The organism is Bacillus sp. XT-4 (assembly GCF_050864245.1).
Lineage (GTDB): Bacteria > Bacillota > Bacilli > Bacillales > Bacillaceae > Bacillus > Bacillus altitudinis.
In genome coordinates, this window is record NZ_JBPAFI010000001.1 from 423,218 (window position 1) to 449,907 (window position 26,690).

At 42.3% G+C, this 26,690-nt stretch carries 32 protein-coding genes; 3 read left to right on the forward strand and 29 right to left on the reverse strand.

The genetic code is table 11. From position 1 onward, the window contains the following. Nucleotides 1–110: 110 nt before the first annotated feature. The 23 genes from ACRRMM_RS02210 to ACRRMM_RS02320 form a co-directional block, all read right to left on the reverse strand. Complete coding sequence (locus ACRRMM_RS02210) at nucleotides 111–965, reverse strand: TlyA family RNA methyltransferase (protein WP_007501164.1); 855 nt, start codon at nucleotides 963–965, stop codon at nucleotides 111–113. Continuing rightward, entirely contained in the window at nucleotides 962–2,863 is a 1,902-nt protein-coding gene (gene dxs / locus ACRRMM_RS02215) for a 1-deoxy-D-xylulose-5-phosphate synthase (protein ID WP_007501165.1), read from the reverse strand. The genes ACRRMM_RS02210 and dxs overlap by 4 nt, the downstream gene beginning before the upstream one ends. Before the next feature lie 151 nt (nucleotides 2,864–3,014). Next, nucleotides 3,015–3,911 (reverse strand): polyprenyl synthetase family protein, encoded by an 897-nt coding sequence (locus ACRRMM_RS02220; RefSeq protein WP_205831366.1) that lies wholly within the window; start codon nucleotides 3,909–3,911, stop codon nucleotides 3,015–3,017. After that, nucleotides 3,895–4,155: an exodeoxyribonuclease VII small subunit gene (locus ACRRMM_RS02225; RefSeq protein ID WP_428828441.1), complete on the reverse strand. Its 261-nt coding sequence runs from the start codon at nucleotides 4,153–4,155 to the stop codon at nucleotides 3,895–3,897. Before ACRRMM_RS02225 ends, ACRRMM_RS02220 begins: the two co-directional genes overlap by 17 nt. Then, the gene (gene xseA / locus ACRRMM_RS02230; RefSeq protein WP_428828442.1) at nucleotides 4,139–5,497 is read right to left on the reverse strand and encodes an exodeoxyribonuclease VII large subunit; all 1,359 of its coding nucleotides are present in this window, start codon (nucleotides 5,495–5,497) and stop codon (nucleotides 4,139–4,141) included. Before xseA ends, ACRRMM_RS02225 begins: the two co-directional genes overlap by 17 nt. A gap of 70 nt (nucleotides 5,498–5,567) precedes the next feature. After that, nucleotides 5,568–6,419 carry a bifunctional methylenetetrahydrofolate dehydrogenase/methenyltetrahydrofolate cyclohydrolase FolD gene (gene folD / locus ACRRMM_RS02235; RefSeq protein ID WP_007501171.1) on the reverse strand — a complete coding sequence of 284 codons (852 nt, stop codon included), beginning with the start codon at nucleotides 6,417–6,419 and terminating at the stop codon, nucleotides 5,568–5,570. Nucleotides 6,420–6,430: 11 nt separating this feature from the next. After that, complete coding sequence (gene nusB, locus ACRRMM_RS02240; RefSeq protein ID WP_012010530.1) at nucleotides 6,431–6,826, reverse strand: transcription antitermination factor NusB; 396 nt, start codon at nucleotides 6,824–6,826, stop codon at nucleotides 6,431–6,433. 209 nt (nucleotides 6,827–7,035) lie between these two features. Next, nucleotides 7,036–7,443 (reverse strand): Asp23/Gls24 family envelope stress response protein, encoded by a 408-nt coding sequence (locus ACRRMM_RS02245; protein WP_017357965.1) that lies wholly within the window; start codon nucleotides 7,441–7,443, stop codon nucleotides 7,036–7,038. A gap of 25 nt (nucleotides 7,444–7,468) precedes the next feature. Continuing rightward, nucleotides 7,469–8,818 (reverse strand): acetyl-CoA carboxylase biotin carboxylase subunit, encoded by a 1,350-nt coding sequence (gene accC / locus ACRRMM_RS02250; RefSeq protein ID WP_008342217.1) that lies wholly within the window; start codon nucleotides 8,816–8,818, stop codon nucleotides 7,469–7,471. Nucleotides 8,819–8,829: 11 nt separating this feature from the next. Continuing rightward, a complete protein-coding gene (accB, locus tag ACRRMM_RS02255) occupies nucleotides 8,830–9,312 on the reverse strand; it encodes an acetyl-CoA carboxylase biotin carboxyl carrier protein (RefSeq protein WP_019743732.1) in 483 nt (160 codons plus the stop codon). 194 nt (nucleotides 9,313–9,506) lie between these two features. Then, entirely contained in the window at nucleotides 9,507–10,139 is a 633-nt protein-coding gene (locus tag ACRRMM_RS02260; protein ID WP_024718861.1) for a SpoIIIAH-like family protein, read from the reverse strand. Further along, nucleotides 10,139–10,774: a stage III sporulation protein AG gene (gene spoIIIAG, locus ACRRMM_RS02265; protein ID WP_370539206.1), complete on the reverse strand. Its 636-nt coding sequence runs from the start codon at nucleotides 10,772–10,774 to the stop codon at nucleotides 10,139–10,141. The genes ACRRMM_RS02260 and spoIIIAG overlap by 1 nt, the downstream gene beginning before the upstream one ends. Before the next feature lie 28 nt (nucleotides 10,775–10,802). After that, nucleotides 10,803–11,435 (reverse strand): stage III sporulation protein AF, encoded by a 633-nt coding sequence (spoIIIAF, locus tag ACRRMM_RS02270; protein WP_007501185.1) that lies wholly within the window; start codon nucleotides 11,433–11,435, stop codon nucleotides 10,803–10,805. A gap of 14 nt (nucleotides 11,436–11,449) precedes the next feature. Next, nucleotides 11,450–12,643, reverse strand: coding sequence for a stage III sporulation protein AE (gene spoIIIAE / locus ACRRMM_RS02275; protein WP_017357967.1), 1,194 nt, complete (start codon nucleotides 12,641–12,643; stop codon nucleotides 11,450–11,452). A gap of 19 nt (nucleotides 12,644–12,662) precedes the next feature. Then, the gene (gene spoIIIAD / locus ACRRMM_RS02280; protein WP_087978339.1) at nucleotides 12,663–13,076 is read right to left on the reverse strand and encodes a stage III sporulation protein AD; all 414 of its coding nucleotides are present in this window, start codon (nucleotides 13,074–13,076) and stop codon (nucleotides 12,663–12,665) included. After that, entirely contained in the window at nucleotides 13,073–13,279 is a 207-nt protein-coding gene (gene spoIIIAC / locus ACRRMM_RS02285; protein ID WP_003153142.1) for a stage III sporulation protein AC, read from the reverse strand. Before spoIIIAC ends, spoIIIAD begins: the two co-directional genes overlap by 4 nt. A 19-nt stretch (nucleotides 13,280–13,298) precedes the next feature. After that, nucleotides 13,299–13,814, reverse strand: coding sequence for a stage III sporulation protein SpoIIIAB (gene spoIIIAB, locus ACRRMM_RS02290; RefSeq protein WP_007501189.1), 516 nt, complete (start codon nucleotides 13,812–13,814; stop codon nucleotides 13,299–13,301). Further along, nucleotides 13,808–14,731: a stage III sporulation protein AA gene (gene spoIIIAA / locus ACRRMM_RS02295; RefSeq protein WP_019743012.1), complete on the reverse strand. Its 924-nt coding sequence runs from the start codon at nucleotides 14,729–14,731 to the stop codon at nucleotides 13,808–13,810. The genes spoIIIAB and spoIIIAA overlap by 7 nt, the downstream gene beginning before the upstream one ends. A 66-nt stretch (nucleotides 14,732–14,797) precedes the next feature. After that, a complete protein-coding gene (locus ACRRMM_RS02300; protein ID WP_017367580.1) occupies nucleotides 14,798–15,079 on the reverse strand; it encodes a YqhV family protein in 282 nt (93 codons plus the stop codon). Between the two features lie 375 nt (nucleotides 15,080–15,454). Continuing rightward, nucleotides 15,455–16,012 (reverse strand): elongation factor P, encoded by a 558-nt coding sequence (gene efp, locus ACRRMM_RS02305; protein ID WP_007501192.1) that lies wholly within the window; start codon nucleotides 16,010–16,012, stop codon nucleotides 15,455–15,457. A gap of 25 nt (nucleotides 16,013–16,037) precedes the next feature. Continuing rightward, entirely contained in the window at nucleotides 16,038–17,099 is a 1,062-nt protein-coding gene (locus ACRRMM_RS02310; protein ID WP_007501193.1) for a M24 family metallopeptidase, read from the reverse strand. Further along, on the reverse strand, nucleotides 17,096–17,539 hold the full coding sequence (gene aroQ, locus ACRRMM_RS02315) for a type II 3-dehydroquinate dehydratase (RefSeq protein WP_007501195.1): 444 nt from the start codon (nucleotides 17,537–17,539) through the stop codon (nucleotides 17,096–17,098). The genes ACRRMM_RS02310 and aroQ overlap by 4 nt, the downstream gene beginning before the upstream one ends. 109 nt (nucleotides 17,540–17,648) lie before the next feature. After that, on the reverse strand, nucleotides 17,649–18,176 hold the full coding sequence (locus tag ACRRMM_RS02320; RefSeq protein WP_268449608.1) for a YqhR family membrane protein: 528 nt from the start codon (nucleotides 18,174–18,176) through the stop codon (nucleotides 17,649–17,651). A gap of 221 nt (nucleotides 18,177–18,397) precedes the next feature. On the opposite strand from ACRRMM_RS02320, the gene ACRRMM_RS02325 reads away from it, so the two are divergent. Then, nucleotides 18,398–19,354: a DUF1385 domain-containing protein gene (locus ACRRMM_RS02325; RefSeq protein WP_428828443.1), complete on the forward strand. Its 957-nt coding sequence runs from the start codon at nucleotides 18,398–18,400 to the stop codon at nucleotides 19,352–19,354. A gap of 38 nt (nucleotides 19,355–19,392) precedes the next feature. Beyond that, nucleotides 19,393–19,788 carry an SA1362 family protein gene (locus ACRRMM_RS02330; protein ID WP_007501201.1) on the forward strand — a complete coding sequence of 132 codons (396 nt, stop codon included), beginning with the start codon at nucleotides 19,393–19,395 and terminating at the stop codon, nucleotides 19,786–19,788. On the opposite strand, the gene ACRRMM_RS02335 is transcribed toward ACRRMM_RS02330, so the two are convergent. From ACRRMM_RS02335 to ACRRMM_RS02345, 3 genes are all read right to left on the reverse strand, one after another. Further along, complete coding sequence (locus ACRRMM_RS02335) at nucleotides 19,785–20,660, reverse strand: patatin-like phospholipase family protein (protein WP_428828444.1); 876 nt, start codon at nucleotides 20,658–20,660, stop codon at nucleotides 19,785–19,787. The genes ACRRMM_RS02330 and ACRRMM_RS02335 overlap by 4 nt on opposite strands. A 102-nt stretch (nucleotides 20,661–20,762) precedes the next feature. Next, nucleotides 20,763–21,197, reverse strand: coding sequence for a transcriptional regulator MntR (mntR, locus tag ACRRMM_RS02340; protein WP_003215946.1), 435 nt, complete (start codon nucleotides 21,195–21,197; stop codon nucleotides 20,763–20,765). Between the two features lie 85 nt (nucleotides 21,198–21,282). Then, nucleotides 21,283–22,119, reverse strand: coding sequence for a lipoate--protein ligase family protein (locus tag ACRRMM_RS02345; protein ID WP_017357972.1), 837 nt, complete (start codon nucleotides 22,117–22,119; stop codon nucleotides 21,283–21,285). Between the two features lie 219 nt (nucleotides 22,120–22,338). Between ACRRMM_RS02345 and ACRRMM_RS02350 the strand changes: the two genes are divergently transcribed. After that, nucleotides 22,339–22,719 (forward strand): rhodanese-like domain-containing protein, encoded by a 381-nt coding sequence (locus ACRRMM_RS02350; protein WP_024718853.1) that lies wholly within the window; start codon nucleotides 22,339–22,341, stop codon nucleotides 22,717–22,719. Between the two features lie 40 nt (nucleotides 22,720–22,759). Here ACRRMM_RS02350 and gcvPB read toward each other — a convergent pair whose 3' ends face one another. Genes gcvPB through gcvT form a run of 3 tightly spaced genes read right to left on the reverse strand, consistent with a single transcriptional unit; the run spans nucleotide 22,760 to nucleotide 26,673 of the window. Beyond that, the gene (gene gcvPB / locus ACRRMM_RS02355) at nucleotides 22,760–24,220 is read right to left on the reverse strand and encodes an aminomethyl-transferring glycine dehydrogenase subunit GcvPB (RefSeq protein ID WP_338335294.1); all 1,461 of its coding nucleotides are present in this window, start codon (nucleotides 24,218–24,220) and stop codon (nucleotides 22,760–22,762) included. Next, on the reverse strand, nucleotides 24,213–25,559 hold the full coding sequence (gene gcvPA / locus ACRRMM_RS02360; RefSeq protein ID WP_035702787.1) for an aminomethyl-transferring glycine dehydrogenase subunit GcvPA: 1,347 nt from the start codon (nucleotides 25,557–25,559) through the stop codon (nucleotides 24,213–24,215). Before gcvPA ends, gcvPB begins: the two co-directional genes overlap by 8 nt. A 16-nt stretch (nucleotides 25,560–25,575) precedes the next feature. Continuing rightward, a complete protein-coding gene (gene gcvT / locus ACRRMM_RS02365; protein WP_411238303.1) occupies nucleotides 25,576–26,673 on the reverse strand; it encodes a glycine cleavage system aminomethyltransferase GcvT in 1,098 nt (365 codons plus the stop codon). Between the last annotated feature and the right edge of the window lie 17 nt (nucleotides 26,674–26,690).

Here is a 26,690-nt window from a genome sequence, read left to right on the forward strand (position 1 = left end):
TTCTATCACGCTGAAAAGAAGACAAAGGGCTAAAATCAAGTTCATTTTAGCCCTTTGTCAACAATCTAAAAGGAATAATAGCGAGCTATTATTCCTTTTGTTTCAATAATTCATGTGTCAGCCGGCTCAGGACTGTTTTTCTTTTCTTTCAATACGGCATGGGCTTCTTTGACGACTTTTTCAAGTTCAGATACTGGAAGTGCCGTATTCTCTTCTTGATCGGGATGCAGGACCAAGTGGAGGAGAAATTCGATATTTCCATCTCCGCCTGTAATCGGTGAAAACGAAACATCCTTTACATCATAGCCTTCTTTTGCAGCAAATTGATTCATTTCTTCTAGCACACCAAGATGTACAGAAGGTTCTCGCACAATGCCTTTTTTTCCAACAAGCTCTCTGCCCGCTTCAAACTGCGGCTTCACTAGCGCAATACAGTCGCCGCCTGGGATAAGAATATGCTTTAGTGCGGGAAGAATGAGTTTGAGCGAGATAAATGATACATCAATAGATGCAACCTCTGGTAATCCTTCGGTGAAATCTGCCGGAACAGAATGGCGGAAGTTGGTGCGTTCCATGACGATCACCCGATCATCCTGTCGTAATTTCCACGCAAGCTGATTGTAGCCAACATCCACAGCATAGGATTTGACTGCTCCATTTTGGAGTGCGCAATCTGTAAATCCCCCTGTTGATGAGCCGATATCAATTAAAAGCTTTCCTTCAACGGTTAAATCAAATTCTTGAAGTGCCTTTTCGAGCTTTAGCCCACCTCGGCTGACATATTTCAGCGGATTCCCCTTCACAGTCAGCGGGGTATCACGAGCGATTTTTTCTCCTGGCTTATCCAAACGGTTTTCATTTGAGTAAACGATCCCTGCCATAATGGCGCGTTTTGCTTTCTCTCTCGTTTCCATTAGTCCTTGTTCGACTAATAAAACGTCAAGTCGTTCTTTCTTTGATGTCATGATCCAATTCCTTTTCTTGGTGCTGCGGGAAGCAGGTCACGTAATGTTTCAGCAACCTGTGTTTTCGTCAGTCCAATTTCCTCAAGTAGCGCATCGACACTTCCATGCTCAATAAATTCATCTGGAATGCCCATACGTTCTACTTTTATATGAGACGCTTTTTTGTCGTGAATATATTCTAATACGCTGCTGCCAAATCCACCTTGAAGCACCGCTTCTTCTATTGTTAAAATTGGCAAACCTTCAGACAGTATCTCATTTAACATACCTTCATCAAGAGGCTTAATGAAACGTGCATTGACAACACGAATTGATTTTCCTTCTTTTTGCAGTTCTTCTGCTGCCTGCAGCGCCATTTTAATGGTTGTACCGAATGTTAAAATGACAGCATCTTTCCCGGGACGAAGAACTTCCCAAGAACCAATTGGGATGGTTTTCAGCTGTTCATCCATTTTGACGCCTAGTCCATTTCCACGCGGGAAGCGCATGGCGATTGGACCATCATCATATTGAATGGCTGTGTTGACCATATGCTGTCCTTCATTTTCATCTTTTGGCATCATGAGAACCATATTCGGCATATGACGCATGAAAGCAATGTCAAACACACCTTGATGCGTTTCTCCATCTGCACCGACAAGACCTGCACGGTCAATTCCAATGAACACATTGAGATTTTGACGGCAAATATCATGCAACACTTGGTCATAGGCTCTTTGGAGGAATGTTGAATAAATCGCTAAAAATGGCTTCATGTCCTGTGTAGCAAGTCCAGCTGCCATTGTTGCAGCGTGCTGCTCTGCAATTCCAACATCAAACATTCGCTCTGGGAATTCTTTTGCAAACCCTTCAAGCTTTGAGCCAACAGGCATTGCAGGTGTAATCGCGACAATCCGCTCATCTTCCCGTGCCAACTTTCTGACGGTTTCACTGACGAGACCACTCCATGACGGTGCGGCTGCTGTCGGTTTTACAAAGTCACCTGTGTCGATTTTGTATGGTCCTGTTCCGTGCCATGTGCCGATCTTATCAGATTCGGCCGGCTTATAGCCCTTTCCTTTTTTCGTGATGACATGAAGGAGAACCGGGCCTTTTGTTTTCTTTGCGTACTCAAGATTCTCAAACAAATCTTCATAGGAATGTCCATCTACTGGTCCTAAGTAAGTAAAGCCCATTTCCTCAAAGAACATACCAGAGACAAGCAAATATTTCAGACTGTCCTTGATACGTTCTGCTGTTGCAGCAAGCTTCCCGCCTACTGCTGGGATACGCTTGAATAAGTATTCAAGCTCGTCCTTTACCCATTGGTATTTACCAGCTGTACGTAGTCTGCCAAGCATTGTATGGATCGCACCAACGTTTGGCGCAATACTCATTTCATTGTCGTTTAAGATCACAATCATGTCTTTTTTTTCATCCCCGATATGGTTCAGTGCTTCTAACGCCATACCGCCGGTTAGTGCACCATCGCCGATAATCGGGAGAATGTATTCATCTGTTCCTTTAATGTCACGCGCTGCCGCCATTCCCATTGCACCAGATAATGAGGTTGAACTGTGTCCAGTTTCCCAAACATCATGTTCACTTTCATTTCGTTTAGGGAAACCGCAGAGCCCTTTATACTGACGAAGTGTATCAAACTCGGCACCTCTTCCAGTTAACAGCTTGTGAACGTAAGACTGATGTCCAACATCCCAAAGAAATTTGTCTTTCGGGCTGTCAAATACTTTGTGAAGTGCAACAGTAAGTTCAACGACACCAAGGTTTGGACCAATGTGCCCACCAGAGTTCGCTAACGACTCAATTAAAAACGTGCGAATGTCCGCACTCAGCTCCTCTAATTCTGCATTTGACATTCCTTTTAGAAACGTTGGATTTTTTATTGATAAAAGATCCAATCAGGATCAACTCGCTTTCAACAAAATTTCTATCTACATATATAATGCCTTATTCCTATGAAAACCAATTCAGGAATAAGAGTTGTCTCATCATGATAAACTGTTTACAGTTTACCACAATTGCTCGAGGACCCTCAAATCTAGGCTGTTTTTAGTGATCTCGTGAGGCAATCAGATCGCATAAATCATGCAGCAAGTTTTGCTCCAACTCAAGATTTGAGACAATTTCTTTCGCACGAGTGATATGTTCATCCAGCTTTTCTTTTGCTCCTGAAAGCGTTAATAAAGAAGGATATGTCGACTTTTCATTTGCTGTATCGGAGCCGATCCGCTTTCCTATTTTCTCTTCGCTGCCTTCAAGATCTAAAATATCATCACGAATTTGAAAAGCAATGCCAATATGATAGCTGAATTCTCTCAGCTTTTCGATCTCATCATCAGATGCACCTGCCAGTATCGCACCAGCAACCACACTAAAGGTGAGTAGCTTTCCTGTTTTGCGGGCATGAATCGATTCTAATTCAGAAAGAGGGATTTGTTTCTGTTCTGCTTCCATATCATCAAATTGCCCGCCAACCATTCCGAGTGCACCTGCTGATGTAACAAGTTCATCGATGATTCGAAGCTTTTGATCAGCAGGTACATCGTCAGATAATTGCGATGTAATCAGACGGAAGCTTTCAGTGAGCAACGCATCGCCTGCAAGAACGGCTGTTGCCTCGCCGTATACTTTATGGTTGGTCGGTTTTCCTCGGCGCAGATCATCATCATCCATACAAGGAAGATCATCATGTATCAAGGAATACGTATGAATCATTTCCACTGCACAACCTACTGGTATACCGTCTTCTTCCTTTTTCCCATACGCATTTAAAAGAGCAAGAACAAGCACAGGACGCAGTCTTTTTCCGCCAGCTTTCAGAGAATAAAGCATAGAAGATTTCAGCTCTTCTGGAATAGACAATTCCTGCACATATGTAAATAAATAATCTTCAATTGCTTGTTTTCGTGTTGTTAAAAATTCGTTTAAGTTACTTGTCACCAGCATCTGCCTCCTTCACTGAAAAAGAAGCCAGTTCACCGTCCTCTTTTAAAATGAAATCCATTTGCTTTTCAACATGCTGTAATTTTTCATGGCAAAGTTTTGAGAGCGTCATACCCTCTTGGAAATAGTGGATGGCTTGTTCAAGCGGTACATCGCCTTCTTCGAGCTTTCCCACAATCTCTTCAAGTCCTTTCATGGCCTCTTCAAATGTCATTTGTTCTTCTTTTTGTTTATTTGATTCTGTCATGATGATTGCCCTCCTTCTCAATAACCTCACAAATCAGACGTCCATCCTTCATTGTAATCGTCAGTTGATCCTTCGTTTCTACTTGATTCACACTTTTAATGAGCTCATCTTCTTTATAGGCTAAACTATAGCCTCTTTCCATGACTTGAAGCGGATTTAATGCATTTAGTTTACCAAGAACCGATTGGAACTGCGAATGAATTGTTTTCATTTGCACATTCATGCTCCGAATGAGCTGTTCTGTTTCATTGGCATGGCGTTTTTTCGCCTGAAGCAACTGCTCTTTTGGATGAAGCGGCTTCAGTCTATATGTTTGGCGGTCAAGTTGACTGCGTTTTTGTTCCATTTGTCTTGTCAGCTGTTTTTGAAAACGATCAAATACCATATCGAATTGCTGCTCTTTTTGCTCTTGTAATCGTTTTGGAAAACGGAAAGCATAGGAGGATTGAAGTGCCACAAGACGGTCTTTTGCTTGTGACGTTCGATTTTTTACCGCTCTTGTTAACCGAATGTCGATTGATTTGATTCGTTCGATTAAGTCGGCAGTGCTTGGAACAGCTAGTTCTGCTGCTCCTGTTGGTGTGGGTGCTCTCATGTCTGCAGTGAAATCACTAATGGTAAAGTCTGTTTCGTGCCCAACCGCAGAAATGATTGGAATGTCTGATGCGAAGATCGCTCTTGCGACTGCTTCTTCATTAAAGGCCCAAAGTTCTTCAATCGATCCTCCGCCTCTCCCGACAATCAAGACATCACAAAGCTGTTTTTCATTGGCTTCTTTAATCCGTTCCACAATCGAACGCGGAGCATTTTCTCCTTGGACTAATGCCGGAAGCACAATGATCTTGGCCTGCTGATAGCGCCGATTGATCGTGGTAATGACATCTCGAACAGCTGCTCCTGTTGGGGATGTAATAACACCAACAACCTCTGGAAATTCAGGAATTGTTTTTTTATAGCGCTCATCAAATAAGCCTTCACTTGCTAGTTTCTTCTTCAGCTCTTCATAGGCAAGATGAAGAGCACCAACACCATCAGGCTGCATTTCTTTTGCATATAATTGATAGCTTCCGCTCGGTTCGTAGACTTGAATTCCGCCTCGTACGAACACTTTCATCCCGCTCTTTGGTGAAAAAGGCAGCTTGGACGCGGAGCGCTGGAACATGACGGCTTGCATACGTGCATTTTCGTCCTTTAAGGTGAAATAAACATGCCCTCTTGAATGAATCTTCACATTTGATAACTCACCTTTGATCCAAATATCTTCTAAATGAGGGTCAACATCAAATTTTCTTTTTATGTATTTTGTAAGGGCTGTGACCGTCACAAAGGCTTTTTCACTCATGACGTATTCCTCCTCTTCAAAAACGCACATTCATCCACCGGCAGCACGCAGGTGGATGAATGGATCAAGCTTATGATAATGTACGTTTTGCTGATTTAACCGTATTGTGTGCAAGCATCGTAATTGTCATTGGACCCACTCCGCCAGGGACTGGTGTGATGTATGAAGCTTTTTCTTTTGCTGCTTCAAAGTCAACGTCCCCTACAAGTTTCCCTGTTTCTAGACGATTGACTCCTACATCAATGACAATAGCGCCTTCTTTAATTTGGTCAGCTTTAATAAAGTTTGCTCGACCGACGGCAACAACTAAAATGTCCGCTTTTAACGTATGTTCTGAAATGTTCGCCGTTCTTGAATGACAGTAGGTGACGGTTGCATTTTCGTTTAGTAGCAATTGTCCAACTGGTTTGCCGACGATATTGCTTCGTCCTACAACGACCACTTCTTTTCCAGAGAGATCCACACCTGTTTTGTTCAATAATTCAACAATACCTGCTGGTGTGCAAGGGAGGAATGTGTCTTCTCCAAGTAGCATTTTCCCGATATTCAGCGGATGAAAACCATCTACGTCTTTCTCTGGTGAAATTCGTTCAATGACGGCTTTTTCAGAAATATGTTTTGGCAGTGGAAGCTGAACAAGAATTCCGTGGAATTGATCATTCGCATTGTACTGATCAATCATCTTTAGCAATTCCTCTTCTGTTAAAGAAGCATCTAAATGATCAAGCTGGAAATGCATGCCCATGGCTTCTGCTGCTTTTTTCTTCCCGCGTACGTAAGAAAGTGAAGCCGGATCATCACCGATTAGAATAACGGCAAGACCAGGTGTGACTCCTTTTTGTTTTAGCTCTTCTACTTCTTTTGCTAATTGTTCACGCTTTTCTTTTGCTGTTTCTTTCCCATCGATGATTGTTGCTGTCATGTCGAATCCTCCTATTGTTGCTTTAGGTCGTTTTTAATGTTTGAAAGTACACCATTTACAAATTTCGGCGCCTTATCGTCACCGAACAATTTAGCCAGTTCAATGGCTTCATTCATTGAAACACTCACCGGGATATCTTCTTGATATACCATTTCGTACACAGACAGCCTTAAAATGGCTCTGTCTACGTTCGCAATACGATCAAGTTTCCAATTCACAAGATGCTGTGAAATCATGTCATCGAGCTTGTCCTTTTGTTCGAGCACACCGAAAACCAGTTCCTCGAAAAAAGGATCTGATTCTTGTTCATCCAGCGCATGTGTAATGGCCTCTTTCGGATCAATATTGCTGACATCAATTTGAAATAATGTTTGTAGCGCCTTTTCTCTTGCAGTTCTTCTTTTCATTATTTACTCCTTTAACCACTTTATCCGCTTGTCGTTAAGCCATACAGAGATCATAACATATTTTGACCGCAGTCGCACCAAGATCCATGCGAGCTGTGACGAAAAACGAATCACTCCATGCGTGACGTAATCATCATGTGGAATTTTCCCAAAAATGGGCTTTAAAAAACCAAAGAGGCAATGCCTCCTTGGTTTCACTTCAACCCTTTTTACATTTCTTGATCAACTTCAGCTTCAGCTGTTTTTGTATCAAATTGAATGCCAACGACATGAATGTTAATTTCATTAATCGTTAAGGCCGTCATGTTTAAAAGGGTTTGACGGATATTTTCTTGAACAGCAGTGGATACCTTTGGAATGGATAGGCCAAATTCAACCACACAATACACATCAATTGTGATGCCTTCATCAGAGACATCTACTTTCACACCTTTACGGTGATTTTTCTTCCCAAAGCGTTCTGCCACATCAGCAGCGAAGTTGCCGCGCATTTCCGCAATTCCTTCGACCTCTGATGCAGCGATCCCAGCAATGACTTCAATCACTTCTGGCGCAATTTGCACTTTTCCCAATTGATCTTCATCAAGGTTCATTTCAAGCAAATTGTTTTCTGACACGATCATTCACCTCCGAAAGCTGTTATTATTTCATAATTTGATACGTTTCTAAAAACTTCGTATTAAAATTACCGCTCACAAATGTTTCGTGCTCTAGTAATCTGAGGTGGAATGGAATCGTTGTGTAGACTCCTTCAATGACGAATTCTTGAAGCGCACGTTTCATTCTTGCTATTGCTTCTTCTCTCGTTTTACCATATGTGATCACTTTCGCAATCATACTATCGTAATATGGCGGAATCACATAACCAGGGTAAGCGGCAGAATCAATACGTACTCCTAAACCGCCTGGCGGAAGGTACATTTTAATTTCACCAGCAGAAGGCATGAAATTTTTCTCAGGGTTCTCTGCGTTAATACGACATTCAATCGCCCAGCCTTCGTATACGACATCCTCTTGCGTAAGGGAAAGCTTTTCACCTGAAGCTACTTTGATCTGTTCTTTGATCAAATCAACACCAGTGACCATTTCCGTTACAGGATGCTCTACTTGGATACGTGTATTCATTTCCATGAAGTAAAACTTCTCTTCATTATAATCGTAAATGAATTCAACCGTTCCGGCACCTGTGTATTCAACAGCTTCGGCTGCTTTTACGGCAGCTTCACCCATTTGCTCACGAATATCTGCATTTAGTGCAGGTGATGGCGTTTCTTCCAGAAGCTTTTGCATTCTTCTTTGGATAGAACAATCACGTTCACCTAAGTGAATGGTATTCCCATGCTGATCAGCAAGGACTTGAATTTCAACGTGTCTAAAGTCTTCAATGAATTTCTCCAAATAGACACCTGGGTTCCCGAAGTTTTGTGCTGCTTCCTGCTGCGTGATGGTGACACCGTTAATGAGCTCTTCTTCTGTGCGAGCCACACGGATACCTTTACCACCACCGCCTGCAGTTGCTTTAATAATGACAGGATACCCAATACCAGCTGCTGTTGAAACAGCATCATCAAGATCTTTTACAATTCCTTGAGAACCAGGGACAATTGGAACACCAGCTTGCTTCATTGTTTCTCTTGCCACATCTTTCGTTCCCATTTTGGAAATTGCTGACGCAGTTGGTCCAACAAAGATGACATTACATTCCTCGCAAAGCTCTGCAAAGTCTGCATTTTCAGCAAGGAAACCATATCCTGGATGGATGGCATCTGTACCTGTTAGCTTTGCCACACTGACAATATTTGTCACATTTAAATAACTATCTTTTGAAGCAGTCGGTCCGATGCAATATGCTTCATCAGCCATTTGAACATGCAGCGCATCACGATCCGCTTCAGAAAATACCGCAACTGTTTCAATTCCAAGCTCTTTACAAGCACGGATGATTCTAACTGCGATTTCTCCTCTGTTTGCAATTAATAGCTTTTTAATCATGATCGTACTCCTTACTCTGCTTTCACTAGAAAGAGGGGTTGTCCGAATTCTACAAGCTGACCGTTTTCAGCTAATACTTCGACGATTTCGCCTTTTACTTCTGCTTCGATTTCATTAAACAGTTTCATCGCTTCAACGATACATACAACTGAGTTTTCCTTCACTTTAGAACCTGTTGTCACATATGGATCTGCTTCTGGTGAAGAAGAAGCGTAAAATGTGCCAACCATTGGGGATGTGATTTTATGCAGGTTTTCAGACGCAGTTGCCTCTTGTGCAGGGGCTTCGGTCTGAGCTGGAGCTTGTGCTTTAGGAGCTTGTTGAGCTGGAGCTGCTTGGACAGGAGCCACTGGTGCTTGTGCCGCAACTTGCTGAACGACTTCTTTATTTTTCTTTAACTTGATTTTTGCACCTTCGTTTTCGTACGTAAATTCATCAATTGTTGATTCGTCAATTAATTTAATTAGTTCATGAATCTCTTCAATTTTTAACATGGATTTGCACCCCTATGTATGGATTTATCTTTTTTTATAGGCTAGTACTAAAAGTACATACTATAACCATCTTACAGGAGGATTTCGTTGAATTCAACTATTAATGTGATGAGACTCATCGCACAAGCACCTGAAAAAGGGCGTCAACCCGCATGAAAAAACGCCCTTTTCAGAAAAGGGCGCTTGTGCATTTTTTATTGATTCGATGGCTCAAAAGTGACGGCTACGTTATCAAGCCCTCTCATTTCTTTTGTGACCAAATCAATAATATCTGCTGCTTGGGACTTTGATTTTTTATCAGAACGAACCGTGATGTTTACTTTATCTCCTTCTGCACTGACGAGCGCATCTTTATATCCTTTTGTTTTGATTAATGTCTCCAGCTGACGCTCTGTTCCTTCTGCCTCACTAAGCGCTGTCATTTGATCATAAGCTTCACTTTTCTCTTGCGCTGTTGCATCATCGCTAGACACAATTTCGTTATACTCTTCACGCTGCTTGCTGCGCTTATCTTCCAGTTCAAGTCTGTAGGTTGTGAAAAGTTCATCATCGGTCTGCTCTGAAACAGCCTTTCCTTCTTCTCCACTTGTTTCAACATCTTCTTGTTTCGCATTGGTTTCTTTGTCAGTTGATTTCTCTTCTGCGTTCTTTTCGGTTCCTTTGTCAGTCCCTTTTTCTGGCTCAGCCTTTTTCTCTTCCATTCCTTTTGATTTTGTATCTTCTACTGTCACAGCATTCTCACCTTGTGGAGACATGATATAGTACACACTTAATACGACAACTAAACTTAGCATCGTTAATAGCCAAACCGTTTGTTTTTTTAACATCATTCCGAATCCTCCTTGATTTTTTTAGGGGCAACAGCCACTCTATGGCTCGGTACATCAAGCACTCGTGTAACCGCTTCAATGATGGTTTTCTTTATTTGAACGTTGTCTACTCCTTGAGCAACAACGAGGACACCTCGAATGTCTGGCTTTTTCGTTTGGACAACAACAGGTGTTTCTTCATTGCCATTTTTAATAATGACAATCTCTTCTTCTTTTGTTTGATCCGTGACACTTCGCACGCCGCCTTCTTTGTCTGTTTCCTCGGTTGTAGTGCTTTTATTGGATTTGTTTTTTTCAAACACTTTTAAAGAAGTTGCGTCTACATTTACCACGATGGAAACATCCTCAACACCAATGATCGTTTCTAAAATCTCTTTCAGCTGATTTTCGTATTCTTGTTCAACATCCTCTATTGAGTTGTTTGACTTACCTGAAGAGGATGGTTTGAACACCGCCTGCTCTTCTGAGGATGTTTTTTTAGACGCAGGAACAGCAGCCTCTTGTTTGCTTGATGGCGGTGACAGAATCTGACTGACTAACATGAATGACACGCCGATAATGAAGACAAGCAGTAAGTAATGGTGCTTCGTTAATTTTGGTTTCCCTTCACCTTTTTCAGGTGCTTGGAACATTGATTTCAGTTTTTGTCTCCAGTCTTTGTTATTCATGATCTGCTGCGTCACCTCCCTCAATGTTCAGCGCAATGTGTTCAGGCCGTGTATTCCATACATCTGCAAGCGTCTCTTTCACCCTCGCCATCTCTTTTGCTGACGCCCCGGCGCTTTCCTCCTTTTGCCTGGAGAGATCAATGTCGACCTTTGCCACCGTTTCTACAGCATCACCTGTGAGCGGGACAAGGACTGCTTTGATGCGAAATTGATCTGCCTCCATATTCTGATCAAGGTGCTCCTCATCTGCCAACACTTCTACGTGTTTCATTTCATAGCTCTCCTTCTCCAGTGGCTCCTTTGCGCTTTTTTCTAGTTGGACAGCCATTTGCTTTAAAATATATGCACGCTGTGAAGCTTGTATTTCTTTTTTTTCTAAATTCATCTGATTTTTTATTTCTTCTGATTGCGCTTGGTCCTTCCCTTTCATGATTTCTGAGAAAATTTGGTCAGGATCTGCCCGGAATAACGCAAAGATCGGATTGAGCATCACCACAATTAACAGTAAGCTGACGACCATTTTTGCATACTTCTGCATGCTTGAATTGGGAAGCAAAAGATCAATCACAATCGCAAATAAAATAAATAGAATAATACTTGTGATCCATTCTGTGAGAAAACTCAAATGGTGTCCCCTCCTTACTTCATCATCATGGTGAGGTTGCCAGCAGTGATAATGACGGTAATGCTTAAAAAGAACATGAGCGACACGACAGCAAGTGCAGCAAAGATATAAAGCACACTTTTTGAAATGACATCAAGGCAGCTGATAATCGGTCCGCCTCCTAATGGCTGAAGAATGGCTGCAGCAAGCTTATATATAAGGGCTAGCGAGAGCACTTTAATCGCAGGGAAAGCGGCAATTGAAATGAGAATAGCGACGCCAACAAGTCCGACCGTATTTTTAAGTAATACAGAGGCACTGATGACGGTATCTGTCGCATCAGTAAACATTCTGCCAAGGACAGGGATGAAATTTCCGGTAATAAATTTGGCTGTGCGAAGAGCGATGCCATCAGTGATAGCAGCAGATGCCCCCTGTACAGAAATGACGCCGAGGAATACGGTTAAAAAAACAGCAAGCCCCCCAATAGCTACATTTCTTAACAGCTGGGCAAGCTGGGTCACTTTGTATTGTTCGGTCAATGTACTGACGATGCTCAAGATCGCTGATAAAAAGATGAGCGGAAGAACGACATATTGAATAAAAACACCGCTCGTGTTCATTAAAAACAAAATCACAGGATGAAAGAATCCGGCTGAGACAAGCCCGCCTGATGAGGCAATAAGTGCTAATAAAAGAGGAATAAGAGCAAGAATAAAACTAGTCATCGTTTGAATGGCTTCTGTTGCATAAGAGATCGCAACATGAAAACTGTTTAATGCAATAATGATAAGCACCATATAAACAAGAGCGTATGCAACTTTACTAACAGTGCTTTGCTCAAATGCATTTTGCAAAAGCTGCAAAAGCGAACAAAAGATGGTGAGTAATATAAGTGTGCCTAAGAGCTTTCCATTGGCAATCAGCTCATGAAACAGATAATGAACAAAAGCCTTCAGCCACGTTTGGGGAGATAGCTCTTTATCGCCATCGATCATTTCCTTCACTGTACCTTTTTGGCTTTCAGGCAGAAATCCGCCATACTCGTCCAATATCGTTTCCCAAAAGTCACTGATAGAATGAAGCTCTAAGGCATCAGCCTGTCCACCCGCAACTTCTTCTGCGACCGGTTCTTCACTTGATAAAGGCACACTTTCTTCTGCACCTGCATACGGAACGATCATCCAAAAGAACATCATAAACCCCAGCACAGCTGTCACCCGTTTCATCATCATCACCTCTTTTCCATCAAGTCATGGACGGGATCATACCTAGGATCGTCTCAATGATGACCGTTAAAATCGGTACCGCCATGACCAAAATAAGAATCTTGCCGCCAAGCTCTATTTTTGAAGCGATGGCGCCTTGTCCAGCATCCTTTGTGAGCTGGGCACCAAATTCTGCAATATAGGCAATGCCAATGATTTTCAAAATGGTTTCAACGTATTTCATATTGACGCCTGCACTTGCTGCAATTTTTTCAATCATGGAGATAATGGCATAGATTTGATCGATTAAATAAAGGAAAATGACACACCCAGTAAACACAACAAGCATAAAGGCGAAGGTTGGCTTTTGTTCTTTGACGATTAATGCTAGAAAAGTAGCGATTAAACCAAGTCCAACAATTTGAATAATTTCGATTTGTAAGCCCTCCCCTATCCTTGAAATAGAAATACGGCTTTAATCTTCTTAAACAAATCATCCACAATGGTAGCAACCATAAATAAAATGTAGATAAATCCAAGCAGTGTCACCCACTGTGCGTACTCTTTTTTCCCCATTTGATCTAAAATCGTATGGAGAAAAGCCACGACGATACCCACTCCTGCAATTTGGAATATGACGTTTACATCAACGCCCATGCTCTCGACTCCCTTCCTCTCACATCAATAACAGAATCAGTAGTAACCCACTTAGAAAACCAAGACTTCTCACCATTTTTTCATTTTTTGCTTGGGCAACTTCAGCTTCTTTTTCCTCTGATTCCAAATGGCCTAAAGCTAGCTTGATATATTTTTGCTGAGCCGTCACATCATGCTGACCAAGGGTTTCTCCAAAGTGCTTCAGCGCCTCATATTCGCCTTTTTTTAATACGGTTTTTTTCCATACATCCTCTAGACTTTCATTCCATGCATGCCTCGCAGAAAAGGTTCCGACGTTGAGTTTTTCTGCAAATTGTTCAAATAGCCGATTCACAGGCGGTCCTACTTGGGACGCAATTTGGTCAGCGGCTCTAGCTAAAGGAGTTTGACCATACATAATTTCAGCTTCAAGAGATTGGAGTGCAAATCGGAGCTGGCGGATTTGCTTTGGCCGATCACTGTACCGCTTCGCAAACTCGAATCCTCCCCATGTCGTAGCCGCAACAATGAAAATAGCACCAATAAGCTTTAACATACGTCCACTCCCCGCCTCCTCTTCAGCTCTTGTCCCTCTTGGTCAAATATTCGTCCGATCGTGCCAGGCCCTTTTTCTCTATTTAATTCCACATATCGATCAAACACACGAAGCTGCCATAACGGTTCAAATGATGGCCGTTTAGATAAGTCTTCAAGTGAATACCCATGAGCTGAGACGATAATGGTGACTCCAGCATGGATTGCTTCTAACAGTGCCTGTACATCTTCACTTTTTCCGATTTCATCGACAATGATGACTTCTGGGCTCATGGATCTGATCATCATCATTAACCCTTCAGCCTTTGGGCACGCATCAAGTACATCAATCCGGTGCCCAAAAGAATGCTGCGGCACTCCTCTTATACAACCTGCGATTTCAGATCGTTCATCTACAATCCCTGTTTTTCTAGGAGAAATGGCTGTTGTTCCTGTACTGACAAGACGTGCTAGATCACGCAGCAATGTCGTTTTCCCGGTTTGCGGCGGACCTATAATCAGTGTGTTACACCAATGTTTTTCATATAAATAAGGGAGAAACGGCAAAGCAATTCCGATCTTCTCTTTTGCAATGCGAATATTAAATGAAGAAATATCTCTTAAGCCTTTGACGAATCCATTTTCGACGATGACCTTTCCAGCAAGCCCAACCCGATGTCCGCCAGATATGGTGATATAGCCCTGTTTTAACTCTTCCTCTAGTGTGTACATGCTGTAATTACTGAGCCTGCCTAATAGCTGAGCCGCATCTTCACCTGTTGTATGATAGGAAAGAAAGCGTGGTTTTCCACCTTGCATCAGCTCAATCGGGCGATCGGTGCGAATGCGGATTTCTTCTATTTGCGCCCACTCTGCTTCTTTTAACATGCTGAGTTCTTGTCCAATTGAGTGCGGGAGAATATCCAACAAACTCCGCAACGAATTCCCCTCCTTTTTTTCTTCTCTAAAATGTATGATGTATGCCGTTAATTATGCCAAGCCATTTCACTTATAAATTCCAACAAGAATAAATACGACACCAATGAAAATAAACACAAGCTTCGCATAGGATAACTGCCCTGCAATTTGATAGATTCCAATCGTCATCGTGATAATAAAAATGAGCGGCCCGATGATCGCTAATATACTATTGATGACAACCGCTTTACGCACATCATTTGTCACTAAAATGAGGATGGCGGCCGTCAGTTCAATCGCAGCAGATAAAAACCTCATCCCTGCCATGGCAGCGACTGATGGGTGTATACCCGGGAGAAATTGTTTCATATAGAACCTCCAGCTTTTTTTACACTATATGCTTCACTAGCTAGAAGTAGTCTTGTTTTTCAAAAGGAAGAGAGATGGATGAGAGAATAGAGTAAGGGGTGTCATAACGAGGCGTCCTATTTTTCAAATAAAAAAAGACTGTAAACACGAAGTTTACAGTCTCAGATAGTTGACAAAGGGATAAAATGAACTTGATTTTATCCCTTTGTCTTCTTTTCAGCGTGATAGAAAACCTTTGCAGTCTAGGAAGAACGAGTACTGGCGCGGAGCGAATTTGACATTCGTGAGCACCAGCACGCAGGACTGACAAAGAATGCGAGGGTTTGCCTACACGCTGAGACTGTAAACACGAGGTTTACAGTCTCTCTCCGTTCATTACGCTCTTGAAACGTATGAACCGTCAGATGTATTGATCACTAGTTTATCACCTTGGTTCACAAAGAAAGGAACGTTCACGATTAAACCAGTTTCTGTTTTTGCAGGTTTTGATCCACCTGATGTTGTATCGCCTTTAATACCAGGCTCTGTTTCTACTACTTCTAGTTCTACAGTGTTTGGAAGTTCTACTCCAAGTGTTTCATCACCGTACATGACGATTTGAACCGACATATTTTCAAGCAAATATTTCAGCTCATCTTTGATTTGCGCTTCGCTTAGTTCAAGTTGTTCGTATGAGCTTGTATCCATGAATACATGCTGATCGCCATTTGCATATAAATATTGCATTGTTTTTGTTTCAATTTGAGCTTTCGCTACTTTTTCACCTGCACGGAATGTTTTCTCTTGAATCGCACCTGTACGCAGGTTACGCAGTTTCGAACGGACAAACGCTGCGCCTTTTCCTGGTTTTACGTGTTGGAAATCCACTACACGCCAAATACCGCCGTCCACTTCAATTGTCAGGCCTGTACGAAAATCGTTTACTGAAATCATTTTGTCATCCTCCTACATTTCACCATCATAATATGATAAGTTCTTTCGGTGAGTGGGTCAATCGTTTATTGCCGTCAGCTGTCAGGACAATATCATCCTCAATTCTCACGCCGCCGACATCCGGCAAGTAAATGCCTGGTTCAACTGTCACAACCATTCCCTCTTCTAACACGACATCTGAGCGCGAGGAAAGGCCAGGTGCTTCATGTACTTCCATACCAAGACCATGTCCAGTCGAATGCCCGAAGTATTGACCGTAGCCATACTTTTCAATGATGTCTCGTGTGATGCGATCAGCTTCTTTTCCTGTTAAGCCTGGCTTGATTTTATCCACACCAGCGTTTTCTGCTTCTAATACGATATGATAAATTTCCTTTAATTTGTCGCTTGGTGTTCCTACAGCAATGGTTCTTGTCATGTCTGAACAATAGCCTTTATAATAGGCACCGAAATCCAGTGTCACCAAGTCGCCAGATTCAATCACCTTTTCGCTCGCTCTCCCGTGTGGCAGGCTTGAACGAACGCCAGAGGCAACAATCATATCGAATGAAGATCCTTCTGCCCCTTCTTTTCTCATGAAAAATTCAAGCTCGTTCATGACCGCAATTTCTGTCAGGCCCGGCTTGATGTACGTGAGAATATGATCAAAGGCATGATCTGCAATCTTCGCAGCTTCCTCTAATATCTTAATCTCTTCATTAGACTTAATCAAGCGCAACTTTTCAACTGATTCTGAGACTGGAACAAGCTCGATACCGCTTGCTTTCCCCGAGTACTGCTGGTAGGTGGCAAATGTCATATGGTTTTGTTCAAAACCAAGACGTTTCACCCCAAATTCGTTTGCCGTTTGGACAGCAGTTTCCACAATGTTTCCTTTATGTTCAATGATGTCATAGCCCTTTACTTGATCCTTTGCTTGCTCCGTGTAACGAAAATCCGTAATAAAGGCGGCTCGATCCTTTGAAACGATGGCAAGACCCGCTGATCCAGTAAAACTCGTCATATAATGTAAATTAAAGCTGCTCGTAATCACTAAACCATCTATGTCTAATTCGGCTAAAAGTTTTCTTAGTTTTTCAAGTTTCATGATACTGCTCCCCCTTCACTGACTAAATAACGAATCGCCAATTTATATCCTTCTAAACCGAGTCCAACGATTTGACCTTGGCATACTGGAGCAAGAACCGAATGATGGCGGAATTCCTCTCTTTTATGAACATTTGTGATATGTACTTCGATGACAGGTAACGTAATACTTGCAATGGCATCTCTCAGTGCATAGCTATAGTGGGTAAAAGCACCCGGGTTAAACACGACGCCATCGTACTGATCTTCTGCTTCATGGAGCGCATCGACCAAATCTCCCTCGTGATTCGATTGAAAGAACGTCAATTGAATATTTGCTCTTTCTGCAAACTGAAACAAATCCGTTTCTAAATCTGTTAATGTTTTACTTCCATAAACTCCTGGCTCTCTCTTGCCGAGCCTATTTAAGTTGGGCCCATTCAGCACTAGAAAATGAGGCATATGACCACTCCTTCACCCTAATTCACTCTATATCGATGTCTGTTTCTTTTTCCTTAGAAACCTTTCGTTTCCAAAAATAATTTTATCATATGAATGGTGGATTTACACTTTATTCTGTCTTTTTCCCGAGTGCCCTTGCAAGCTTCTGACTCGTTAATTCATTATATTCAAATGAAATACTGTACCCGACAAACATGCCATATAAAATATATAGGCAAAATGTCGTCACAATGGTGCTTTGCTGCAAATCTTGCACTTGCTTCACATCGGGGAATATAGGATTAAATACATAAAAAACAAGCAGCCACAAAACCCCTCCATAAATCAGTCCCATCCAAAAACCTTTGATCCGTTTGAGCAGTCCATAATAAATAAAGGCTGCCCCAATAGATAAAATCCCTAAAAGTACAATACTCATAAATGTACCAAGTCCGCCTTTTTTCCATTCACCAAGCACAAATGGCTGCAACAGCATATTTGGACTCACCTCTGAAAAATGAAACACATGGGTCAGAAATCCGATAAAGCCCCAAAAAACTCCGCCGACAAAACCTGTGGCTGCTGCCCTTGCCACCATTGAAGACGTTTGTACTGATTGATTTTTTTCTTCTTGGTTTTTCTTTTCATCACGTTTCATATGAACACCTCCAGCAAGTAGTATGTCCAAAATGTCATGAAAAAAAAGGATTTCCGTGCGAGAGTGTAAAATTTTTATAACAGGGTATACTGGCTAAAAAGAGGTAGATAGAATTCTAGTAGATAATCGACCTGTGAGCTAGTGATTTCCCCTCTTTTCCTGTACAATAAAGGTATAAGGAAATGCATGTAAATTACAGGAAACAGGCAGGTTGATGAAATATGTCCAATCAAACAAAACCTCCAGCATATGGAGGGCAGGCAGTTGTGGAAGGTGTCATGTTCGGAGGTAAAATGAACTATGTGACAGCGATTCGGCGTAAGGATGAGTCGATTGAGTTTTTAAAGCTTCCCCGGACCTCCAATAAACGAACCGCCTTTCTTAAGAAAATCCCTTTTGTCAGGGGTGTTGCTGCACTTGTTGAAGCAAGCGCAAACGGCAGTAAGCACTTAAACTTCTCCAGCGAGCGCTATGACTTAGATCCTTCTGAAGATCATTCTCTTGAAAAAGAACAAAAAAGCTCGAAATTATCAATGATCTTTGGCATTGCTGTGATCGGAGTTCTCTCTCTTCTTTTTAGTAAATTTGTCTTTACTTTAGTGCCTGTCTTTTTAGCCGAACTTGTGCGTCCGGTGTTTTCTGGAAACTTCGCACAAATTGCAGTGGAAACATTCTTTAAATTGATCCTGTTATTAGGCTATATTTACTTTATTTCCATGACCCCTTTAATTAAAAGGGTATTTCAATATCATGGGGCAGAACATAAAGTCATAAACTGCTATGAACAGAATCTTGACATCACAGTGGAAAATGTCCAAAGCCAATCTCGCCTGCATTATCGATGCGGCAGCAGCTTTATTTTATTCACTGTCATTGTCGGCATGTTCGTCTATTTACTCGTACCGACAGATCCTTTATGGGTGAGAGTTCTGAATCGCTTGGCGCTTATTCCGGTTGTTCTGGGCATTTCATTTGAAGTGCTTCAGCTCACAAACAAACTCCGTGACATGCCAGTGCTTAAAGTGCTTGGCTATCCTGGCCTTTGGCTGCAATTGCTCACAACAAAAGAACCCTCTGATGATCAAGTCGAGGTAGCCATTGCAAGTTTTAATGAACTTCTTCGTTTAGAGGAAGCATCTGCGAAACAAGCATCAGATTCTGCTCATCAAGTGATCTAGTTTATAAATCCGGTAAATTCTTTCGGAGGTGGACAGTTATGAATCGCCGAGTACATCCTGCTTTTACCATTATTTTCGCTTTAGGTGTTTTGGGATTTGTGTATTTACTCACAACGAATCCAAGCAGACTCTTTACAATGCTGCTATCAGTTGTGATCGTTGGAGCGGTTCTATTTTTCTTATTTAGATGGCTGATGAATCGAAGAACTGGAACAGAAGGAAATCTTTATCGTAAAGCAGTCAAACAATCAAAACGTCGCTACCAGCAGCCTAAACCAAAAACGAAAAGCCAGATGAAAAACCGGGTCACTCATTTGCGAAGCGTGCCGACTGACCACAAGTCGAAGCCCGTCCTTCTCAAAAAGAAAAGCCAAACACATTTGACAGTCATTGAAGGCAAGAAAAACAAAAAGAAAAATCGCGCCTTATTTTAAAATGTCCAGCTCTTTAAAAATTGCTCGGCCTTCTGTCTGCCTAGATCGACGAGCGCCTTTTTCTTTTCTGTCATCAGCTGAAAATCAGTGGCAATGACGTGTTCTACAGGAATAAAAATAATATGACGTTCGTGTTTTGTGGCAATATGTCTTTCGTCATGAGCACCACGCATCGTTTCAAATAGAGCGCCAAACAGTTCAAACGCATTGCGGATGGAATGTTGAGGGCGTTCTTTTTCGTTTGGGGTTAATGTGACACCGACAAACGGTCTTTTTTTCTCTTCTGCAAATAGCCAAATGGGAAAGTTGCTGAGCACGCCGCCATCCACTATGGTACAAATTCCTTTTGAAGACCTCAGTTTGACAGGTTCGAAAAAATACGGCAGACTGCAGCTCATCCGAACGGCCCTGGCAACAGAAAACCGTTCTGGATTTAACCCATAGGAAGGAAGGTCATCTGGAAGGACGAGGATTTTGCCATTTGTTAAATCAGAAGCGACGATTTTGAGCGTATCTTTTTTCAGATCCCCAAATACAGTGACGCCTTTTCGTTTTAACACGTCTGTCAGCCATTTTTCTAGACGGTCACCTTTGTAAAGGCCAAGACGCCAATAAATAGACACCCACCTGAGCATTTTAAACGGGATGAATTGACACCTTCGGTCAAGCAATTGATGCTCATCCATTTCGTCTAACAGCTCCCGAATCTCCTGACTCGTAAAACCCGCTGCGATGAGTGAAGCAATGATCGCTCCCGCACTTGTTCCAGCGAGACGGACAAATTGAAATCCCCTTGCTTCAAGCGCTTCATAGGCGCCTGCAAGTGCTGCACCCTTAATGCCTCCACCTGAGAACACACCATCTATCTTCATCAAGGAGCCCCCTTTTCTGTCACACTATTAATAGTGTAGGAGCAATTGCCTTTCATTAGAACTATATTCAAAAAGGACACCCTTCGCCAGGTGTCCTTTTTCTTAAGATTCTTGATTTGTTTGTTCGTTTTTCTTTTGAATCGCTTTCAGCTGAACGGATCGCTCATCGTTTTCTTCAAAGAATTGGACAAGATCGCCGATGCGGTCAATGCTGTTCCAGCTGAGATGATGCTCAATACCTTCTACATCATCATAAATTTTCTCTTCATCTACACCAATGATTCTTAAAAATTGCTCTAGCAGTTCATGTCTGTATACGAGACGTTTTCCAATTTTTTTGCCTTTCGGGGTTAAAATTAGACCACGATATTTCTCATAAATGAGGTATTCATCTTTATCTAGCTTCTGAACCATTTTTGTTACAGAGGAGGGATGGACAGCGAGGGCTTCTGCAATATCAGATACTCTTGCATATCCTTTTTCTTCTATCAGCATATAAATTTGTTCAATATAATCTTCCATACTAGGTGTAGTCATAAAACCCCTCCAAAATGCACCTTTACTTAATAATCATAACAATTCTACACCATCGCCCATTAAAAAACAAGAAGAGTCCTTCGTCTTAACGCTTGTAATTCCAATCATCTGTGGCGTATTTCGTTTTGGCGAGGTGATGAACAAATGCCAACTCTTCATCTGTCAGCTCATAAGGCACAAGCTCGATATTTAATCCTTTTTCAAACCCTCGTTTAAATGCAACACGCGCATCGTCTATCGTACATGTTCGATCTGAAATTTCATTGATCGCCACCGCTTTGTTTTTAAAGCTGCGCTGCATCCGCTCTCTCACCCGGTCGTTTGGATACAGAAATAAATCAAACAATTTATCCTCATCAAGATCAATTAAAATCGAGCCATGCTGGAGGATCACACCTTTTTGCCTTGTTTGCGCACTGCCTGCTACTTTTCTGCCTTCTACAACAAGCTCGTACCATGAAGGCGCATCAAAACATACAGACGATCTTGGATTTTTTAAGCTTTCTTTTTCTTTTTCTGTACGAGGAATGGCAAAATACGCATCGAGTCCCAGTTCTTTAAAGCCCTCTAAAATCCCTTCTGAAATGACGCGGTATGCCTCTGTCACCGTCGCCGGCATCTCTGGGTGCTCTTCTGACACGATGACACTGTAGGTCAATTCCTGATCATGAAGAACGCCGCGGCCTCCTGTAGGCCTGCGAACAAATCCAAGACCATAGCGCTCAACCGCTTCCATGTTGATTTCTTTTTCAACATGTTGAAAATATCCAACAGATAATGTCGCTGGATTCCAACCATAAAAACGGATCACAGGCGGGATCAGCTTCTCGCTATGCCAATAAAGCAAGGCTTCGTCCATTGCCATGTTAAAGGCAGGGTCTTGGTTTCCTGTATCAATGAAACACCATTTCTCTTTTTGCATATAAAATCCCTTCTCTTTTACGTAGTCAATGTTAGATGACGGTGGTAACCACCGATTTTCTCTCTTCATCAGTCTATCAAATAGGGAAGGAATTGAAAATAATTCTTACCATTTATGATGACAAGTTTCTTTTGCTTTACTATAATAGTATTTGTCTAAAACGTACCATCAGACAGGTGACTGTGCTGATGCTCAAGAAGGAGTCGAGTCGTATTGCCAATATTCAACTATATCGTCCTCTCACTTTGTGGACTTTTCGTTCTTTATTCCATCGGCAGTTACATTTATCAGCAGCGCATTATGAAAACGCTGACGGAAGCAGAATTTATCAAAGGTTACCGCAAAGCCCAACTCATTGATGTGAGAGAACCAAATGAGTTTGAAGGTGGACATATTTTAGGCGCAAGAAACATTCCCCTTTCACAATTAAAGCAGCGCAAAAATGAAATACGCCCTGACAAGCCTGTTTATCTCTATTGCCAAAATAATTTGAGAAGCGGAAAGGCTGCTCAAACGTTACGTAAAAATGGCTGTCGTGAGATTTATAATTTAAAGGGCGGCTTTAAAAAATGGGGCGGCCGCATTAAAACAAAGAACTAACAAAAAAGACTCTGGGAGCTATTGCCCCCCATGAGTCTTTTTATTTTCTTTCAAAAACCAGCACTGGATTCCGTGCAGCCTTTGTTTCATCCATTCGTTTCACAACGGTTGTATGTGGTGCTTCCTGTACGATTTCTGGGTTCTCTTCCGCTTCTTTTGCGATTTGAATCATCGCTTCAATAAATGCATCGAGGGTTTCTTTTGATTCTGTTTCAGTTGGTTCAATCATGATACATTCCTCTACATTTAGCGGGAAGTAAATCGTTGGCGGATGATAGCCAAAATCAAGTAATCGTTTGGCAATATCAAGTGTCCGCACACCTAGTTTCTTTTGACGTTTACCTGAAAGGACAAATTCATGCTTACAGTGACGGTCAAATGGCAAATCATAATGAACACATAAGCGGCGCATCATATAGTTTGCATTCAACACCGCATGATCAGTTACAGCCTTTAAGCCGTCTGGCCCCATAGAGCGGATATACGCATACGCTCTGACATTGATACCAAAGTTCCCATAGAACGGTTTCACACGGCCGATGGATTCTGGACGATCGTAATCAAAGAAATAACGACCTTCTTTCTTTACAAGCACTGGCTTTGGCAAATATGGAATCAAATCCTTTTTCACGCCAACTGGACCTGAACCAGGGCCTCCTCCTCCGTGTGGACCTGTAAAGGTTTTATGAAGATTTAAGTGAACCACATCAAATCCCATATCCCCCGGTCTTGCTCTGCTTAATACGGCATTTAAGTTCGCTCCATCATAATAGAGCTTCCCGCCTGCTCCATGGACGATTTCAGCCATTTCTAAAATATTTTCTTCAAAAAGACCGAGTGTATTTGGATTTGTGAGCATGAGCGCCGCCGTTTCTTCATTGACAACACGGCGCAGGTCGTCTAAATCGACAAGCCCATGTTCATTAGATGCCACCGTAATCGTTTCAAATCCAGCTACTGTTGCAGATGCGGGATTTGTTCCATGAGCAGAATCAGGCACGATGACTTTTGTTCGTTTATGATCTCCTCTTGCTTCATGGTATGCACGAATCATCATGAGGCCCGTCCATTCGCCATGTGCTCCTGCCGCAGGCTGTAATGTCACGGCGTCCATTCCTGTAATTTCTTCTAAATGGTCACCTAAATCATAAAGTAACTCTAATGCACCTTGCACAGTGTCTGCCTCTTGAAGTGGATGCACATGCGAGAAGCCTGCAAGACGTGCCACCTTTTCGTTAATCTTTGGATTATATTTCATCGTACAAGAGCCTAGAGGATAAAAGCCAGAATCGACCCCGTGATTACGCCTAGATAATGCTGTGTAGTGACGCATAATATCCAGTTCAGAAACCTCTGGCAGCTCCGCATCTTCATGGCGGATATACGCTTCATCAAATAAATCTGGGAGCTTCTCCTCAGGTACGTCTAAATCAGGCAGGCTGTAACCAATTCTTCCTTCTTTGGATAATTCAAAAATAAGCGGCTGATCTTGTTTATTCATGACGATCCCCCAATTCCTTGATGAACGTATCAATTTCTTCTTTTGTTCTTAGTTCTGTCACAGCGACGAGCATATGCTGCTGAAGCTCTGGATAATCCCGTCCCAAGTCATATCCACCGATGATTCCTTTTTCAAGCAATCGCTCATTCGCTTCTTTCACAGGTTCATTCAGTTTCAACACAAATTCATTAAAATGAGCGCCCTCTATTTCAGCCTGTAACCCATGTTTTTCTGCCTGCGTCTTGGCATAATGGGCCTTTTGTACGTTTTGATAGGCAATGTCTTTGATACCTGTTTTCCCAAGCGCCGTCATCGCAACAGAAGCGGCTAACGCATTTAATGCTTGGTTTGAACAAATATTTGAAGTCGCTTTGTCTCTTCGGATATGCTGCTCGCGCGCTTGAAGGGTCAGCACAAATCCTCGCACACCGTTCTCGTCTTCTGTTTGTCCGACTAAACGCCCCGGCACTTTCCGCATTAATTTTTTCGTCACAGCGAAATATCCACAATGAGGTCCGCCAAATGCAGCTGGAATGCCAAACGGCTGCGCATCACCAACGACAATATCTGCCCCAAGCTTTCCTGGTGGTGTCAGTAAACCAAGTGCAAGTGGGTTACTTGAGACGATGAACAGACTTTTCCCTTTATGTGCAATCGGTTCAATGTCTTTTAACGGTTCGACAACACCGAAGAAGTTTGGGTATTGTACAAGGACCGCTGCTGTTTCGTCGCAGACGGCTTCTTCTAATGCAGCTAGATCGGTCTGACCTTTTCGCGCAGGTACCTCGACGACTTCAATATGCTGTCCTTTCGCATATGTTTTCAGCACCGCTCTTGATTCAGGATGAACCGTCTCAGATACCACAATCTTTTTCTTTTTTGTATGTCCTGCAGCCAGCATCGCCGCTTCAGCTAATGCCGTTCCGCCATCATACATCGAGGAGTTGGCAAGATCCATACCGGTCAGCTCAGCAATCATTGTTTGAAATTCAAAGATTGCTTGCAATTCACCTTGAGAAATTTCAGGCTGATAAGGTGTGTACGCTGTATAAAATTCAGAACGTGAAATCACATGATCGACAATCACAGGCTGGTAATGATCATACACACCAGCACCTAAAAACGAGGCATAAGCCACTGTATCTTTATTTTTTGCAGCAAGACGAGACAATTCCCGCACTAGCTCTGTTTCTGATGCGGCTTCTTTAATGTTGTACGCACCTTTGAATCTGACTTTCTCTGGGATATCTGAGAAAAGCTCATCAATCGACTGAACACCGATGACATCCAGCATTTCTTTTTGATCTTGCTCTGTTTGCGGCAAATACCTGTGCTTCATCCTCTATTCCTCCTCGTTATTTGGCTCTTTTATAAAATGGTGTGGCGACGATTTTGGCTTTTAGACGTTTTTTACGAACTTGCACTTCCACTTCTGTCCCAAGCTGCGCCTCTGATGTTTCAATCAAGGCAAGCCCAATATTTTTCTTTAATGTTGGAGATTGTGTACCGGTTGTGACTACACCAATCTGCTTATCTCCTGAGAAGACCGGATAGTCTGTCCGCGGAATCCCCTTATCTATCATTTCAATCCCGACAAGCTTTCGCTTCGGTCCTTCTTCTTTTTGTTTTTTAAGTGCATCTTTTCCGATAAAATCTGCTTCTTTATCCGTTTTAACAGCAAAACCAATGCCGCCTTCTAAAGGAGAAATATCCTTTGTGAGCTCTTGGCCATAAAGCGGAAGTCTTGCTTCAAATCTTAAGGTGTCACGTGCACCGAGTCCACATGGAATCAGTCCTTTCGGCTGTCCGGCATCTAATAAAGCGGTCCAAAGGTGAACAGCATCTTCTGACTGGCAGTAGATTTCAAAGCCATCTTCTCCTGTGTAGCCGGTTCTTGAGACAAGCACCTCTTTTTGCGCAATGATTGCTTTTGATAAAAACGTAAATGGCTTCAGTGATGTTACCTCTTCATCCGCAACATCTTTGATGATGTCAGCAGCAAGAGGTCCTTGAAGGGCTAACAAGGCAGTTTGATCAGAGACATTTTTAATCGAAACATCTTCCTCACCTTGATGTTTCTGCAGCCAATCCACATCTTTTTCAATATTTGAAGCATTGATCACAAGCAAATAGTTGTTCTTTTCTTTTTGGTAAACAAGCAGATCATCCACCGTTCCGCCATCCTCATAACACATGGCTGTATATAGTGCCTTACCGTCTGTCAGCTTTGACAGATCATTGGTTAATAACCTTTGTAAAAAAGGAAGGGCTCCCTGACCTGTGACTTCCACCTCACCCATGTGAGACACGTCAAACAGCCCTGCTTTTGTTCGAACAGCTTCATGTTCTTCTTTAATGGAAGAAAATTGGACAGGTAATTCCCAGCCCCCGAAGTCAATGGTTTTTGCGCCAAACGTTTCATACGCATGAAAAAGCGGTGTTCGTTTCAACATCAATCGTTTCCCCCTTT

Bases quoted from the DNA above. Each gene is read 5' to 3' on its own strand.
- ACRRMM_RS02310 (WP_007501193.1), bottom strand. From the start codon at position 17,099: ATGAAACTTGAAAAACTAAGAAAACTTTTAGCCGAATTAGACATAGAT.
- mntR (WP_003215946.1), bottom strand. From the start codon at position 21,197: ATGACTACACCTAGTATGGAAGATTATATTGAACAAATTTATATGCTG.
- accB (WP_019743732.1), bottom strand. From the start codon at position 9,312: ATGTTAAAAATTGAAGAGATTCATGAACTAATTAAATTAATTGACGAA.
- gcvT (WP_411238303.1), bottom strand. From the start codon at position 26,673: ATGTTGAAACGAACACCGCTTTTTCATGCGTATGAAACGTTTGGCGCA.
- nusB (WP_012010530.1), bottom strand. From the start codon at position 6,826: ATGAAAAGAAGAACTGCAAGAGAAAAGGCGCTACAAACATTATTTCAA.
- ACRRMM_RS02335 (WP_428828444.1), bottom strand. From the start codon at position 20,660: ATGAAGATAGATGGTGTGTTCTCAGGTGGAGGCATTAAGGGTGCAGCA.
- spoIIIAG (WP_370539206.1), bottom strand. From the start codon at position 10,774: ATGTTCCAAGCACCTGAAAAAGGTGAAGGGAAACCAAAATTAACGAAG.
- ACRRMM_RS02345 (WP_017357972.1), bottom strand. From the start codon at position 22,119: ATGCAAAAAGAGAAATGGTGTTTCATTGATACAGGAAACCAAGACCCT.
- efp (WP_007501192.1), bottom strand. From the start codon at position 16,012: ATGATTTCAGTAAACGATTTTCGTACAGGCCTGACAATTGAAGTGGAC.
- ACRRMM_RS02325 (WP_428828443.1), top strand. From the start codon at position 18,398: ATGTCCAATCAAACAAAACCTCCAGCATATGGAGGGCAGGCAGTTGTG.
- ACRRMM_RS02300 (WP_017367580.1), bottom strand. From the start codon at position 15,079: ATGAAACAATTTCTCCCGGGTATACACCCATCAGTCGCTGCCATGGCA.
- ACRRMM_RS02320 (WP_268449608.1), bottom strand. From the start codon at position 18,176: ATGAAACGTGATGAAAAGAAAAACCAAGAAGAAAAAAATCAATCAGTA.
- gcvPB (WP_338335294.1), bottom strand. From the start codon at position 24,220: ATGAATAAACAAGATCAGCCGCTTATTTTTGAATTATCCAAAGAAGGA.
- gcvPA (WP_035702787.1), bottom strand. From the start codon at position 25,559: ATGAAGCACAGGTATTTGCCGCAAACAGAGCAAGATCAAAAAGAAATG.
- ACRRMM_RS02220 (WP_205831366.1), bottom strand. From the start codon at position 3,911: ATGCTGGTGACAAGTAACTTAAACGAATTTTTAACAACACGAAAACAA.
- spoIIIAE (WP_017357967.1), bottom strand. From the start codon at position 12,643: ATGAAACGGGTGACAGCTGTGCTGGGGTTTATGATGTTCTTTTGGATG.
- spoIIIAB (WP_007501189.1), bottom strand. From the start codon at position 13,814: ATGTTAAAGCTTATTGGTGCTATTTTCATTGTTGCGGCTACGACATGG.
- ACRRMM_RS02260 (WP_024718861.1), bottom strand. From the start codon at position 10,139: ATGTTAAAAAAACAAACGGTTTGGCTATTAACGATGCTAAGTTTAGTT.
- ACRRMM_RS02210 (WP_007501164.1), bottom strand. From the start codon at position 965: ATGACATCAAAGAAAGAACGACTTGACGTTTTATTAGTCGAACAAGGA.
- ACRRMM_RS02330 (WP_007501201.1), top strand. From the start codon at position 19,393: ATGAATCGCCGAGTACATCCTGCTTTTACCATTATTTTCGCTTTAGGT.
- folD (WP_007501171.1), bottom strand. From the start codon at position 6,419: ATGACAGCAACAATCATCGATGGGAAAGAAACAGCAAAAGAAAAGCGT.
- spoIIIAC (WP_003153142.1), bottom strand. From the start codon at position 13,279: ATGGGCGTTGATGTAAACGTCATATTCCAAATTGCAGGAGTGGGTATC.
- aroQ (WP_007501195.1), bottom strand. From the start codon at position 17,539: ATGCCTCATTTTCTAGTGCTGAATGGGCCCAACTTAAATAGGCTCGGC.
- ACRRMM_RS02225 (WP_428828441.1), bottom strand. From the start codon at position 4,155: ATGACAGAATCAAATAAACAAAAAGAAGAACAAATGACATTTGAAGAG.
- xseA (WP_428828442.1), bottom strand. From the start codon at position 5,497: ATGAGTGAAAAAGCCTTTGTGACGGTCACAGCCCTTACAAAATACATA.
- accC (WP_008342217.1), bottom strand. From the start codon at position 8,818: ATGATTAAAAAGCTATTAATTGCAAACAGAGGAGAAATCGCAGTTAGA.